The sequence below is a fragment of the Austwickia sp. TVS 96-490-7B genome (assembly GCF_019331795.1).
GTDB lineage: Bacteria > Actinomycetota > Actinomycetes > Actinomycetales > Dermatophilaceae > Austwickia.
In genome coordinates this window covers 216546-231234 of the sequence record NZ_JAHPZL010000003.1, presented here as the reverse complement: position 1 = coordinate 231234, position 14689 = coordinate 216546, and the positions used below count along the sequence as shown (strand labels likewise).

Below are 14689 nucleotides of genomic sequence, written 5' to 3'. Positions count from 1 at the left end.
TTCATCCGCGCTCGCGTCGACGACGCCGATCCAGGTATACCGCCAGGCATAACGAGATCACCATGCCGCCGGCCACTCCGATCAGTGCGCCCCGCTGCAGCCTGCTGGCCCGATTGTCACCCACCAGCCGGGCACCTTGACCGATAGTCCGGAGGTCTGCTTCGGTGGACGACGTCGACACCAATCGTCGATATCGCTCCAACCGGGCGTCCTGCTCTACTTGCAACCGAGCCCGTTCCGTATCGACCTTGGCATAAGCCTCCAGATCAGCGGCAATCACCTGATCAGATTTACCCTCTCCCAAATCACGGTTGTACTTAGCCAAGGTGCCAGCCGCGCCAGCATTGACCTTCGACAACTCAGGAGCATGAGCCACGATCTCCTTCAAGATCTCCTTCGGGTCATTCTCCCGCCGACCTTTCGCGACCTCAGCCACTAACGCATCTGCCGCCTGTTGACTGGCCTTGACAGCAGTCTCAGCAGAATCCGCCTTCGCCTCAATCCGAATGATGGACGAGTCCGGGATCGGCGAGGCCACCAAGGAGGACACCCCGGCAGGCGGCCGTAACCCAGACACACCCTGATCGGTGACCCACCGTGAGTAATTGGACGCCATCTCTTTGGCCGCCGACGGATAACCAGGAATGTTCAAGGCACTCATTTCGCCTTTCCCGATGGCCAGCCGAGTTTCCCCGGTATACACATCCGGGCGTGTCACGGCGACACCGGTGCCGACAACGGTCGACAACACGGTCACTAGGACAGCCAAGACCCCGTGATGGCGAAGAGACTGCAGAGCGGTCGACCGCTGGGCGGCAGTGGTGGTGGACACAAGACTCCTCATCGTCCGGGGTGGAGGATCAGCGCTCGCCTACTGGGCGGGCGGGGACACCGACGTACGTGGTGTGCGGGAGGGTGTTGGTCAGCAGGACAGCGTTGGCGCCGACTTTGGTGCCGTCGGCGAGGTGGAGAGGGCCGACGACCTTGCTGCCCGGCGCCAGATAGACCTGGTCACCGATCTGGGCGGCGCTGCCCTGGTCACCGACAAGGCCGATCGTGACGTCGTGGTAGAGAGTGCAGCCAGCGCCGATGACGACGCTCGGGTGGATCATGCAATTTCGAGCTGAATGAGGCAGCCACAGGCCGGGACCGATGGGGACTGTCGTGGGGATCTCCGCACCGAGGATCCCGTGGAACCACACCGCGACCGCTGCCCGTTGCGCGCACCGCAGCAGGAGCGACATCGGATCCCGGCGGTCGGCTAAGGCATTACCCGCTCGCCAGATGATCAAGGTGAGGCGTTGCCCCACCCGCGGATTGCGAGCAAAGTCCGCTTTGAGATCGTGTCGCATCCGAATCATTGCGGTGGCCAGATCGGCCGAGGACGTGCTCATCGAGTTCGGCTCCTTCGGCTGAGGGTTCAGCGCACACACCCACGCTGTACCCGGTGATCGAATCCCCATGTCAGGCCCACCCCCGAGGGACGCTGACGCTCGCGGCAGGACGCACGCTAGCAGCGCGCACCGGAGGAAAGGGGGTTCTTGACGTGACCATTGCGACCGACGGGAAAACAAGGACCGATCACGGCTCCCGGACGACCCTGGGGGAGGTCCGGCCGACACGGACGGACCGACGTCCACACGGCTCGGATACACTTCCCCTACCGATCAGCTACCTCGGAGGCTTACCGTGGCATTTCTGCACGTCGAACTCGTTGCCGCCGACCGGAAGGTCTGGGAGGGGGAAGCCTCCTCGGTGAGCGCCCGCGGCATTGAAGGGGATCTGGGGGTTCTGCCCGGTCACGCGCCACTTCTGACGGTGCTAGCCGATGGCGAGGTGCGCATCCATGGCGCCGACGGTCCCCATCAGGTCCATATTGATAGCGGATTCCTCTCCGTGGATGACAACATCGTGCGGATCGTCGCCGAGACGGTGACTGCCTCGACGAAGGCGTGACCCCATGGAGGTGCTGAACACGGCCGAGGTCGTGGTCGGCGCCTGTCTAGCGGTGGCGGTCCTGACGCTGATTTTTATCGCGGTCCGTCGACGGTTGCTTGCTCGAGGGGGCGACCTGTTGTTGTGTTCGGTCCGCACCGATGACAAGCCACGGTGGCGCGCAGGTCTGCTTCGGTTCGATGACACCAGGTTGTCCTGGATGCCATTACTGGGCATCTGGCTGAGCGCGACCTACGCCTGGGACCGTGAAGGGCTGGAGCTTGGGGGGATCCGGCAACTTGAGGCCGATCAGAGCTTGGACCCCACTGCAGTGCGCACCGCGCTTTCCGGCCGGGCGCATGGCAGCACTCCCACGGAGGCGGAGCTGGGTTTGGGGCAAGAGTCTTATACGGCGTTGCGGTCCTGGGTGGAAGCCGGTCCGCCTCGGCGGCTTCCGGTCGACTGGTGACCTCCTGGCTCCGGTGGCCTGCTGTCTTTGGGGCAGCTGACCGTGGTTTTGCTTCATGCTGCTGCGGGCTGGATCAGCTGGGTCGAGGACCGGTGGGGCGTTCTGCTCGGCCGCCACCGGGCTGCCACAACACGTCATCACCGACCCCGAGGTTGGCGACTCTGGCGAGGACAAACAGCAGATCAGATAACCGGTTCAGGTAGGTCGCAGTCGCTGGGTTGATCCCACCGGGCCGGTCCGAGTCTGGGGTGGCGGGTTCAGTGCCGTAGACCTCGATGGCTGCCCAAGTGCTGCGTTCCGCGCGACGCACGATGGTGCACGCGAGATGGAGGTACGCCGAGGCGGTGCTGCCGCCGGGGAGGATGAAGCTGCGCAGCGCGGGCGTCATCTCGTTGAATCGGTCGCAGTCTTCTTCGAGCTCAGCGATCCATTCCTCTCTCACTCGCAACGGCTCATACCGGTATTGGGTAGCCAGTGGATTGCACAGGTCAGCACCAACATCGAAGAGGTCATTCTGAATGCGGGTGAGGGTGGCTCGCACCTGGTCGTCCAGGCCGTCAGTAGTTAAGACGATCCCCAGGGCCGCATTGGCTTCATTGCAGTCGGCGTACGCCGCGAGCCGAACGTCTGTCTTCCGGGTGCGGCTGAAGTCGCCCAGTGCTGTCGTTCCGTCGTCGCCCGTCTTGGTGTAGACCCGCGTGATGTTGACCATGGCACTGATCCTGTCAGATCAGCACACTGGTCGTGGAAGGACTCCGCGCCCTAGCGACCGTTGAGCGACCTGCTGTGTCCGCTCCGAGCGTGGTCGTCGTCGTCACCTCATCTCGTTGCAGCCTCCGGTTACGTTCGCGACATGGATACGCGCGACAAGCCATGGGTGATGCGGACCTACGCCGGGCATTCCAGTGCCACCGCGAGCAATGACCTTTTCCGCCGTAACTTGGCGAAAGGGCAGACTGGATTGTCAGTGGCTTTTGACCTGCCGACCCAGACGGGGTACGACGCCGACCATGAACTGTCTCGCGGGGAGGTAGGGAAGGTAGGGGTGCCTATCGCGCACCTGGGGGATATGCGGGCGTTGTTCCGAGATATTCCGCTGGCGCAGATGAACACGTCTATGACGATCAATGCTACGGCGATGTGGATGCTCGCGTTATATGAGGTGGTGGCGGAGGAACAGGCCGTCGAAGCAGGTCACGACCCGGCAGCTCAGATCACAGCGTTGGCCGGCACCACCCAAAACGACATCATCAAGGAGTATTTGTCTCGGGGAACGTATGTCTTTCCTCCTGGCCCTAGCCTGCGACTGACTGTCGACATGATCGCCCATACGGTGGCGCGGATGCCGAAGTGGAATCCGATCAATATTTGCAGCTACCACTTACAGGAAGCAGGAGCTACTCCGGTCCAAGAGATTGCTTTTGCGATGGCAACGGCATTGCAGGTCCTCGACGCGGTCCGAGATGGTGGGCAGGTGCCGCCGGAGAAGTTCGGCGATGTCGTGGCTCGCATCAGTTTCTTCGTCAACGCAGGCGTGCGTTTTGTTGAGGAAATGTGCAAGATGCGGGCGTTTGTGCAGTTGTGGGATGCCTTAACTCAGGAACGATATGGCATCGAGGATCCTCGGCAGCGGCGCTTCCGGTATGGCGTCCAGGTCAACTCGCTGGGTCTGACCGAAGCACAGCCAGAAAACAATGTGGTCCGCATTGTTCTGGAGATGCTGGCAGTCACCCTCAGCAAACAAGCTCGGGCTCGTGCGGTGCAACTTCCTGCCTGGAACGAGGCGTTGGGGCTGCCTCGACCGTGGGACCAACAGTGGAGTCTGCGGGCACAGCAAGTCCTCGCTTATGAATCTGACCTGTTGGAATACGACGACCTATTTGCCGGCAGCCCGGTGGTGGAAGCGACGGTGTCCCGACTGGTCGAGGGGGCACGGCAGGAGTTGGCGCGGATTGAGGACATGGGGGGCGCGGTGGCTGCGGTGGAGAGTGGTTACCTCAAGCAGGCGTTGGTCGCTAGCCATGCTGCTCGGCGGCAACGCATCGAGTCGGGAGAGGATGTCGTGGTCGGGGTGAATCGGTTCACCACCACCGAGCGCAACCCGCTCACTGCTGACTTGGACACCGCGATTCAGACTGTTGATCCGCAGGTGGAGAAGCACGCGGTCGAGGCGGTGCAGCAGTGGCGGGCAGCCCGTGATGCGGATCCGCAACGCCGTGCCGAGGTGCGTGCTGCGCTGGAGCAGTTACGTGCTGATGCGGTCTATGAGCATGTCAATCTGATGGAAGCGTCGATCCGGTGTGCCCGGGCTGGCGTGACCACGGGGGAGTGGGCGCAGGCGTTGCGGGAGATTTTTGGGGAGTTTCGTGCTCCGACCGGGGTGACCGGCTCGGTCGGGGTCGGTGAGGCTCCGACCGGGTCCGCGTTGGCTCAGGTCCGTGAGCTGGTACGCCGTACCGAGGCAGATATGGGCTGTCGGTTGCGGTTGCTGGTGGGCAAACCGGGGCTGGACGGGCATTCCAATGGAGCAGAGCAGGTAGCTGTCCGGGCTCGGGACTGTGGCTTTGAAGTGGTCTATCAGGGGATCCGACTCACCCCGGCGCAGATCGTGGCTGCTGCGGTAGCCGAAGATGTCCATGCAGTGGGAGTGTCGATCCTGTCCGGGTCGCACATGGAGCTGATCCCGCAGATCATGCAAGGGCTGGCTGCTGCTGACGCTGGTGAGGTGCCGCTGTTTGTCGGGGGCATCATCCCGGAGGCAGACGCTCGGCGACTGATTAATGCCGGGGTGGCGGCGGTATTCACCCCGAAACATCACGATCTCACGACATCAATGGGGCAGATTGTTGCTGCGATTCGGCACGCTCAGGGGCTTTCCAGCTAACCGTTGTGCAGTCATAGGCGTCCTGGGGTTTCTTGCCATAATTCCCCCAACCTTTTATCCCATTCCGCCGGGTTGAAGTCCAACCATCCGTTGGCTGGAATAAACGTCATCTTGCCAACGTAGATGTGATCGTCGACGTAATATAGATCCACTCTCACAAAATCGTGATCTGCGCCGAGTCTTTCGGCGATGCTGATCATCTCCGCCAATTTATGAGGCCGAGGAGGGTGCGATTCACGGCATACTGATCGCACCAGGAAGGGAAGCTTTTCCCAGTGCACATCATAGAAAATGCCGACATCTCCTAAGCGGCCGCCAATCTGAATCGCAGTCACTTTTCCGTTAAAAGTGTAAAAATAATAACCTAAGGGGCCGTCGTCGAATCCATCATTGAGGAAAGGTTCAATGTAGAGCATCCGTGGGATGTCGTAGTAATAAAATTCTAAGTTTTCCCTTTGGGGGCTCTGACCGGACCACCCGTGCGCAAGGGATACCACTGCTTGCGGATCCTCTGATCCGTCCAAGACGAAATGTTGACCGCAGCCTTGAGTGGACTTTAGGACACACGGCCGAGGTAACGTTTCAAAGGGAATATCATCGGCACGGGTGCCTCGCCAGAGCACGGGTAAGGCGTAGCCAGCGCCGACTGTGGCGGTGACATGATCTCGTAACGCTAAGGTGTCGATGTAAGGTAGCCATCCGGTGTCACGGCGGCGCGCCATAAGAATCATCCGGCGAAACAGTTTCTCGGTGAAAAGCTTTGCGTGGTCGACATCAAGATCTCGATCATAATAAGCCCGAAATCTCTCGCGAAGAACTCGTTCTGCGTGGCGTGGGCCAGCAAGTTGATGAGATACGGATCGAGCTCGCTGATAGAGGCGATTTAGATAACGGGGTGGTGCACTGTGCCGAATCATCATCGGTGGAATCTGTCGCGCAGAGGCCGCATTCTGGGGCAGGGGTGCGGCTTCCTGATGGCGAATCCAGGTCCGGTGTCGTGAGGAATGACGTTGTGCCCAGGCAAATCTGGCTCCTATGCGGGCTTCTAAATATCCATTAATGCGACCGGCCAAGCCCGTCGCCGCAAAGCCTGTGCGGATTAACCTATCCGGATCTCGTCGTATCACTGATGCGATCACGTTTCGACCTAGATGAGGAAATAGCGACAGTATCTGGTGGCGGACTGCCTGAGGATCGTGGTGTTTTAAGGCTACGTGGGCGTTGACTGTATTGGCGTGGTATGCCCGCTTGAGCAGCATCTTCGGCGATAATCGAGCCGTGGGAACTGGCTCTACCACGACGGCTTCTGCAGACCACGCCAAGATTCCCCCATGCAGGCTGACTCGGGTGAAGAAGTCGGTGTCTTCACTGCCAATTTGACCTAGCTTTGGGTCAAACCAAGGGGCTGGCAAATCATCAACTATCCGTCTACGGATGCCGATATTCTGCGCGCCAGCCAGGTGTGGCACCAGTCCAGTAGGGAAAGGGCTCATCTCGGCGGCTGGGCTATTTCGAACGATGCGCGAAGGATGCTGAGAAAGACGCTGGTCTACGACTCCACCTATGAGATCAGCATTATAGGTGAGTCCTGCCTTGAGTAGATGATCCAACCACCCTGGAGTCACCCATCCATCGTCATCCAGCATCATCAACCACTGCCACTGGGGGAAGCGAGAAATGGCGGTGTCAATCAGGGCATTACGGGCCTGAGACACCCCAGATTGGGGGACTGGGATCACCAGGTGAGGAATGCTGCTCAGCTCGCTGTCAGCGATAGCAGTCGTGTCAGTGCGGCATCCGTTGTCTGCGATGATGACCGCGGCGCGCCCGTGAATTTCAGGTCGCAACGAGCGCAGCAACCTGCGGAGTCCCTCTGGTCGATGATAGGTAGGAATTCCTACCACAACGTCAGGCATGGGTGCCTACCCGACTGATCTGGCGACGTATCGAACGGCCAACCATCCGCGCGGTGAATGTGAGGTTGCCCCTCGAGAGGAGGCGCGGATAAATTTCCTTGATGATTTCCAGCAATTGACGTGTTGCTCCATGATGGGCCAGGACTCCCATAATGTATCTTTGGGAAGATTCGACGTGTGCAGCCGGTAGCTCTGGATAGTGACGCCGTAGCTTCTGATAAATGCGGTAATGTCCCTCCACGACCGACGAAGATCGTGTGCTGATTCGTTCCCCATCTCCGTGCCAATAATGTGTCAAAACTTCTGGGACGACACAAATTCCGGTCATAGGGCTGACGCGAAGGATCAGGTCCCAGTCCTGACACGAAGGTAAGGTCGGGTCAAGTCCACCTGCCTGGTGAAGTGTTTCTCGAGAGATCATCATGGTTGAAAATGTGCCGATGAGGTGCACTCCGAGAAGTTCAGGCCGCCCCATACCTTCGATGGCCACTTTCTGCGCAGGAAGCACGCTGCCATCATCTAGTTGCAGATCAAACCAGGTATAACAGAAATGGTATTGTGGTCCGGCTTCTTTCAAGCGTGTCAACTGTTTCGATAATTTGTCTGGTTCCCAGAGATCATCACTATCTAAAAAAGCGACCCACGTCCCCTTGGCTGCGTCGATACCACTTTGTCGCGCCGCGTTACCGCCCCGATTAATCTGGTGCACAATGAGTCGCAGCCGGGAATCGTCGATGCCCTGGATGACGTCAACAGTGTGATCAGTGCTGGCGTCGTCAATCACGATGACCTCTACATCGGTGAAGGTCTGTTGGAGGGCGCTCATCACGGTTTGGTAGATGCGGTCTGCGCGTTGATAGGTAGGAATAATGACACTGACGAGTGGGGCTGGAAGGCGGACACTGGTGTCACTATCAGTCTGTTTCATAGGGGCACCTCAGCGGGTAGGGGATGTGGTGATGGCTGATCAGGTTTCCCTATGTCGGCGGTCTTGCAATCGGGAGAGCACCTGGGTGCTGCCGGGGATCTGAAGTAGCCAGGCTTTCCGTCGTAAGCCAGTGTGACTCGGCCAGATGTGTGCTGCTTCTTGGAATGCCTGCGCTGCGTCTATCCGGCGCCCCTCCTTGACGGCTTGTTCCCCGCGTTGAATGAGTTTTAATGGTTGCTCAGTTGCTAATCGTGCGTTGATATAAGCTCGCTCCTCGTCAGTTAAACGAATCAGTGGATCGTGAAGAAGTCTCTTGAGTACGCCTTGTTCGTCGTGCATCATCTGGGTGATATTGCTTGACAAAGAATGGCCCGCACGTCGGTAGCAGGCATGGGGTTCAAGCTGGAAGTCAACGTGCCATTCATGAAAAACGGCCCGGAGCCAGAAGTCGTAGTCCTCCGCGGTGCGCAATGTAGTGTCGAAGCCGCCCAGCTCATCATGAAGTGCCCGTGGGTACAGTGCAAAGATCGGCATGAATGGCCCTTCGAGGGCGCGTTTACGTAACTGATGACGGGGTATTTTTTTGGTGATGATCCGACGACGTGTGTTGATACCAGCATCAGTGAGAAAAAAAGCGGTGGAAGCAATGAGTCGTCGACCACCACCATTTTTCTTCCACATATCGACCAGCTGGCTTACATAGCGGGGAAACCAGAGGTCATCAGCGTCAAGGGGGACGATCAGATCGCCTCTTCCAGCGTTGATCGCTGCATTTCGCGCTGCTGCGACGCCCGCATTATCTTGGTTGACCACAGTGACCTGGGAGCCGTAGGCGTGGGCGATTGCTGATGTGCTATCTGTGGAGCCATCGTCGCAGACGATAATCTCTTTGTGAGGATATATCTGGGTGAGCGCGGAACTGATGGCACCTCCTACAGTGCGCTCTGCCTGATAGGCCGGAATGGCAATGGTTACTAAGGGGTCATGCGCCATGGAAGCAGGGTCCCTTCCTGGATCGGTGGCGGTGGCGGTGGCGAAACGGTCGTTTTCCGCACATGACACAATGCGCTGAGCATGGCTATTTAGCGCGGACTGCAGCGATGTCTTGGACAGTGAGTTTAACGACGAATTGGTCAGTACGGGGCTAAGTGATCTAAGGATCTGCCACGATGACCCGATAGGCGATGATATGCAAGTGTCATTTGTGGCCTATGTGGCAGAAGTGGCTAAGGGATAGGTGTGGATCTTGACTGATCGGCTCGGCGCGAAGGCTGGTTTGGCTAGTGATGTGGGTGTGTTGATGGGCTCCTAATTTCTACCGCCCCACCGGCTTACCTCGGGGGAGTGCGAGTCTGGGAATAGCGGAAATTGCTGCAACAAAACCGACCTGCACGGAGAATGTGCGGCTGACTTAGCAGTGGCAGCAGCTGGCTGGGTGTTCGGGGCATATGGACTGAACGTGGACCTGCTGGGCTGGTCTGCTACTGCGCTTTCGTCGATTCGGCATAAATAGACATCCCAGTGCCCAAGAAAGTAAAGCTATCGCCCAGCCATATGACACTTGATCAAAGACATGTGGGCCAGCACACATACATGCCGCCAGGGCCAGGCCAGGGTCCGCGGGTGGCACCAGACTCGCTCATCGTTGCCCCCACCTGGAGTGGGAATCATGCCTCGGGCGCGTTGTCGCCCAAGACATGATGAAGACAATGTGTGAGCTCCATTAATGGGTGCGTCATCACAGCTCTACAAAGGTGGTGTCACCGTCAGGTATCTGTCGAGCTGTCGTCACAGCGCGGGCCGGGTTGATTGGATCGGCGCCGTGCCGTGACGACAGTCCTGGTCAGCGCTCAGGTAGCCGGTCGATGGGCTCCAGTAAAGCGGCGTGGTGTCGGCCGTCAGCGAGCAGCAAAGTCGCCGCGATGCATTTCGCTGAATTGATGTGCGCGACTGATTCCAGCCGGGCCCCCTCGGGGAGTCCCTTGACGGTGATGGGGTGAACGACCCGCGATGCCAAAATCGCTGGCCCCCATACCGAGTTCACCAGGGCCCGATTGTTCTTCAACAGCTCTACTGGGGCGATGCCAGCTGTGGTGGAGAGCAGCCGCGGACGTCGCGCCCCATCCCAGGCCACCGTCGTCGACCCGAAAGCCCCTAAAATCCATCGGCCATCAGGGGACACTTTCACTGTTGCCGGGGGTTTCGTCACTGCCGGAGGAGTCATCCCGGTCGGCAATTTCAGTTCTCGTAAGGCCGTGCCGTCTCTGTCCGTCACAAACGGTTTCTGTACGGCGTTCTGATGTGGCCACCGCAGCATGGCCGGGTCCCGCTCCCAGGACACGCCGACGACGGTGCCGTCATCGGCGAGGTCGGTCCCATACACATCCACTGCGGCATCAGGGCCGCCAATCTCTCGGGAAGTGGTCTCATCGACCCGCACCTGAGTGGCGTAGGGATAGGTGAACTGTTGCAGATCCACATGCATCACCTGTCCCCGGCTGTTGGCAACGACATTCTCGTGGGACATGAACTTCGGGGAAGTATAAAAGAGCACCCGCGGCATTGATGTCGGAGTGGGCCAAGCCACCACTTGATCGCGGATCGCGGCGACCGACTCGCCGTTGGTGCAATCCGACGTTCCGACAATTGACCCGTCCGCTGAGAAGGACAACCCCTTCCACGATGACAGCGTCGCTCCGGCGTAACAATCAGTGGTCTCAATAGGCAGCGATGTGACGCCGTGTCCTGGATCGGCTAAATACACCGTTGATCCGTCTGGTGGGGGTGGCTCGCCTTCCGGTGGGACCGGTGTCACCAGCTTGGTACTCACGAGCAACGTCCCCGATTCGGAGACATCGCTGCCGAACGAATGGCTAGGCGGGAGAGCAGGCTCGGGCAGCGGCACCACCCGATACGCCAGATCACGGCCGTGGATCACCTCACTGCAGGAGGGGGCCGCCGCTGGGCAGGGTGAGGCCGCGGTAGGTAAGGAATGGGCGGTTGCCACTGGGAAAGGACACAACACCAACACGGCCAGGACGGACACACGACGGCACGACATCCGATATGGCATGGGCACTCCCTCGTCTTGGTGGGGCCGACCCCCCGACGACGTCACCAGATGCCGTGGCCTCCACCGGTGTTGGCACCCTAGCCAGCTCGTCCTACGAGAGCCACGACGTCGGGATGAACAGTGACCTTGCTGAGATACAACAGCCCCATCGCGCAGGACAGCGTGTTGACCTTCTGCCGGGGTCAACCGCGGGATCGCACCCCGGTCGCGGCGGCACGTCGAGGATCTCCCGCTGCGGTGACAGTCCCGTCCGGGCGGCACAAAGCCGCGCCAACCCCGCCGAAATACATTGTCAACGGATCTAAGTCCTCTGTCGGGATGGTCAACCCCCGCACTGTCTCTGCGAGCTCAGGGCAGCGTTCGTAGCGCACTAACTGGGCGCCAGCCTCATCCACATGCACGTGCAGGCGGGGTCGGTCCACCGCTGCCTGCACGGGCAACTCGTCGAGGCACACCCCACTCAATACCTGGAACAGCGCCGTCGTGATCCGGTCGGCCCCTGGCGATCCGATCGCCAGGACGGTGCCATCATCGCGTCGAGCCGTTGTCGGAGCCATATTGGAGGCCAGCCGAGTCCCCGCCGGCAGCGCATGCATCCCTCGACGATTCAACTCTGGCTCACCGAGTGCGTTGTTCAGCGCCAGACCGGTGCCTGGCACTGTCACTCCGGCGCCATAGCCAGCGGATGCGGTGATCGCACAGGCCAAACCCGTCGCATCGACCGTGGAGACGTGCACCGTGTCTGGCGAACTGGAGAGCACCAGATTCCCGCTACCCCCAGCAGCGTCAATCATGTCGAGGAGTTCTCGACCAGCTCGTTCCAAGTCCTCCGCGACGTCGACCCGGCGGCGTCGATATGCCAATACCTGACGTTGAATGTCCACGAGATCTGCGGCATCGACGACACCATGCTCTTGATGACGCCGCTGTAAGAGCCGCACCATTGCCGTCAATACCGGACCCCCCACCGATGGTGCTGGATTGACTGCCAGGTCCCAGCGGCCCAACTGGGACGACAATGCAGGTCGCGTCACCGTCCGGTACGCCGCCAGATCCTCTCGCCCCAGCAGACCGCCACCGTCCTGGACGACCTGGGCCAGCGCCGTACCCAATTCGCCGGTATAGAGGTCTTGTGCGCCCTCCCGGCCCACGCGATCTAAAGCCTCCGCCAGATCAGGGTCACGCAGGAGGCAACCTGCCGTGGGTGGATCACCGGCCTGCGCCAGGAATGACACCAAGTCTGGATCCTCAGCGAAGAGCTCCTGCACGGCAAACCCCAAGTAGTACGCCGATGTCGCGCCTAATCGGTATCCCCGCCGTACCACATGGGCCGCCGGTGCCATCAACTCAGCCCACGGTACGACTCCCCACTGCTGGGCGGCCTGAGACAACGCCAGGAACATTCCAGGAGTGGCGACCGAACCAGCCCCACCCCACACGGTGATGCCGCCGCTGTAATCCATGGACACGGCGCGCGTGCCGTCGCCGCGCTGCCACCGTGATCGGCCGCGCCCTGGCATCTCACAGTTGCCGTCGATGACGACAGCGTCGCCGCCCGGCGGCCACACATTGACAAAAGCTCCGCCCATCGGGGAGACGATGCCCGGTTCGGTGCAGGTCGCCACCACCATCGCGGCCACTGCCGCGTCGACCGCGTTGCCGCCGAGGTCGACCACTGCTGCTGCCGCAGCCACCGCATCACTTCCTGGAGCCGCCACTGCGACTGTGGTCACTGACATTCCAGGGCCCCGTCAGGTCCGCCAGGCGGGGAACCGCCACGGACTGCTGGGCGGCGTCGCAGCCGCATCTACCAGTGTTTCCACCGAACGACGGATCCGTTCGCATGCTTCATCCACAGCCTTCTCATCCGCTGTTACCGCCAGTGCTTGTGCGTGCGCTAAGGACTCGACCTGATCCAGGTCGTGACCGCGCTCCTGAGAAGGTCGGGCCACCGTTTCGTGATCGCGGAACTTGAAGTCACCGCCGTACAAACCTTGCGGCATCCGAATCCACACCGCGGGGATCCCAAAAGCGTCAGCCAAGATCAACCCGTGCAACGAGGTCGTCACAATCCGCCGACAAGATGCGATGTCCCGCGCCACCGACCATGGGCGACGAGTCACATCGATCCGCAGGCTGCCCGGGGTGTGCTGCAGCATCTCCGCGAGGCGTGCGTCTTCGGCATGGGTGTAATGCACCACCACTCCCACGTCGTACCGGCGCCGTACAGGACGAAACAACAGCCGGGTCAACAAGCCAGGATCGCCACTGACTGGCATCCCCGGGCAACTGATCCGGCTGCGAGTCAACTCCCCGCGCACTCCCACCCCACGCACCCCAGGGAGATCTACCGGGATATCCACAATCAAGCCCGTCCCCCATAACAGGCCCTCGAAGTCTGAGGGGAGCTGCTGAATCAACGAACCAACCCCGATGACGCTGGCCTGCTCCACCGGGCGATGCGTGGCAATCACCCCCAAACCCCGCAACAACACCGGAGTGAGTTGGTCGCCGAAGTTGGTGTGTCCCTCCCACCAGTACGTCGGAATGACCGGGGCGCGCGGATACAACATCGGGCAAGCCAGATCAGCAGCAGCCTGAGCGGACCGACGAGCCGCAACCCTCGTCCGCCCCTCGACGCCGAACCGACCGGCCAGGGCAGGGAAAGCCATGCCCACCACCATAGGGGGAGGGGAACCCCGCACGGGGGAAGTGCGCCCCGTCAGCTCAGAACAGTCGAGACTCCCGGTCGTCGATCCCCTTCAACGCGTCATAGTCCAACGTGAGACAGCGAATCCCACGGTCAGTCGCCAACGTCCTGGCCTGCGGCTTAATCTCTTGGGCTGCGAAAACCCCCTGCACCGGGCCAGCCGCAATCAAGTGAGGATCCCGATTCATCAACTCCAGATAGCGAGTCAACTGCTCCACGCCGTCGATCTCCCCACGGCGTTTGATCTCCACCGCGACACTACGTCCAGACGCATCCCGGGCGAGGATGTCCACCGGTCCGATCGCAGTCATGTATTCCCGTCGTACCAGCTGATATCCCGCACCGAGGGTGGTGATGTGCTCGGCCAGCAAAGCCTGCAGATGGGCTTCCACCCCGTCCTTGACCAACCCGGGGTCCACGCCCAAGTCGTGTCGGGAATCGTGGTGTACGTCGTACAAACAGATGCGCAAGGCGTCTCCGGTCTTCGCGTGCCGCACCGCCCACACCGTCTCCACCCCGGCGGCCCGTTCGTGCTCTTCCGGAGCCACCTCAGCCATCGCGCACGGCGGAGACATCCAGTTCAACGGTTTATACGACCCCCCATCACTGTGGATCAACACCGACCCGTCCGCTTTGACCAGCAACAACCTGGTCGCCAACGGCAGATGGGCCGACAACCGGCCGGAATAGTCGACACTGCATTTCGCGATCACCACACGCACGCGGTCACTGTCTCATACCCATGGCCACTGCCCGGCATCCTCAAGGCCCACA

13 protein-coding genes are annotated in these 14689 nt (G+C 60.5%); 3 read left to right on the top strand and 10 right to left on the bottom strand.

The features are described 5' to 3' along the window. Window position 1: 1 nt before the first annotated feature. Together KEM60_RS03650 and KEM60_RS03645 are read right to left on the bottom strand one after the other, a co-directional pair. Complete coding sequence (locus tag KEM60_RS03650; RefSeq protein WP_219106145.1) at window positions 2–832, bottom strand: hypothetical protein; 831 nt, start codon at window positions 830–832, stop codon at window positions 2–4. A gap of 28 nt (window positions 833–860) precedes the next feature. Then, entirely contained in the window at window positions 861–1394 is a 534-nt protein-coding gene (locus tag KEM60_RS03645) for a hypothetical protein (protein WP_219106144.1), read from the bottom strand. 295 nt (window positions 1395–1689) lie between these two features. Here KEM60_RS03645 and KEM60_RS03640 point away from each other — a divergent pair, with 295 nt between their 5' ends. Beyond that, window positions 1690–1956 carry a F0F1 ATP synthase subunit epsilon gene (locus KEM60_RS03640; protein WP_219106143.1) on the top strand — a complete coding sequence of 89 codons (267 nt, stop codon included), beginning with the start codon at window positions 1690–1692 and terminating at the stop codon, window positions 1954–1956. A gap of 4 nt (window positions 1957–1960) precedes the next feature. Next, a complete protein-coding gene (locus KEM60_RS03635) occupies window positions 1961–2404 on the top strand; it encodes a DUF2550 family protein (protein WP_219106142.1) in 444 nt (147 codons plus the stop codon). Window positions 2405–2477: 73 nt separating this feature from the next. On the opposite strand, the gene KEM60_RS03630 is transcribed toward KEM60_RS03635, so the two are convergent. After that, window positions 2478–3116 carry a cob(I)yrinic acid a,c-diamide adenosyltransferase gene (locus KEM60_RS03630; RefSeq protein WP_219106141.1) on the bottom strand — a complete coding sequence of 213 codons (639 nt, stop codon included), beginning with the start codon at window positions 3114–3116 and terminating at the stop codon, window positions 2478–2480. A gap of 60 nt (window positions 3117–3176) precedes the next feature. On the opposite strand from KEM60_RS03630, the gene KEM60_RS03625 reads away from it, so the two are divergent. Then, on the top strand, window positions 3177–5288 hold the full coding sequence (locus KEM60_RS03625) for a protein meaA (RefSeq protein ID WP_370626279.1): 2112 nt from the start codon (window positions 3177–3179) through the stop codon (window positions 5286–5288). A gap of 11 nt (window positions 5289–5299) precedes the next feature. On the opposite strand, the gene KEM60_RS03620 is transcribed toward KEM60_RS03625, so the two are convergent. The 7 genes from KEM60_RS03620 to nucS form a co-directional block, all read right to left on the bottom strand. After that, window positions 5300–7204, bottom strand: coding sequence for an ATP-grasp fold amidoligase family protein (locus KEM60_RS03620; RefSeq protein WP_219106139.1), 1905 nt, complete (start codon window positions 7202–7204; stop codon window positions 5300–5302). Beyond that, window positions 7197–8132 carry a glycosyltransferase family A protein gene (locus tag KEM60_RS03615; RefSeq protein ID WP_219106138.1) on the bottom strand — a complete coding sequence of 312 codons (936 nt, stop codon included), beginning with the start codon at window positions 8130–8132 and terminating at the stop codon, window positions 7197–7199. The genes KEM60_RS03620 and KEM60_RS03615 overlap by 8 nt, the downstream gene beginning before the upstream one ends. Window positions 8133–8171: 39 nt before the next feature. Continuing rightward, on the bottom strand, window positions 8172–9125 hold the full coding sequence (locus tag KEM60_RS03610; RefSeq protein ID WP_219106137.1) for a glycosyltransferase: 954 nt from the start codon (window positions 9123–9125) through the stop codon (window positions 8172–8174). Window positions 9126–9975: 850 nt separating this feature from the next. Continuing rightward, complete coding sequence (locus tag KEM60_RS03605; RefSeq protein WP_219106136.1) at window positions 9976–11205, bottom strand: hypothetical protein; 1230 nt, start codon at window positions 11203–11205, stop codon at window positions 9976–9978. A gap of 182 nt (window positions 11206–11387) precedes the next feature. Continuing rightward, window positions 11388–12938: a gamma-glutamyltransferase gene (locus KEM60_RS03600; protein ID WP_370626277.1), complete on the bottom strand. Its 1551-nt coding sequence runs from the start codon at window positions 12936–12938 to the stop codon at window positions 11388–11390. 18 nt (window positions 12939–12956) lie between these two features. Continuing rightward, window positions 12957–13877, bottom strand: coding sequence for a polysaccharide pyruvyl transferase family protein (locus KEM60_RS03595; protein ID WP_219106134.1), 921 nt, complete (start codon window positions 13875–13877; stop codon window positions 12957–12959). A 55-nt stretch (window positions 13878–13932) separates the two neighbouring features. Beyond that, the gene (gene nucS / locus KEM60_RS03590) at window positions 13933–14637 is read right to left on the bottom strand and encodes an endonuclease NucS (protein WP_219106133.1); all 705 of its coding nucleotides are present in this window, start codon (window positions 14635–14637) and stop codon (window positions 13933–13935) included. Window positions 14638–14689 lie beyond the last annotated feature (52 nt).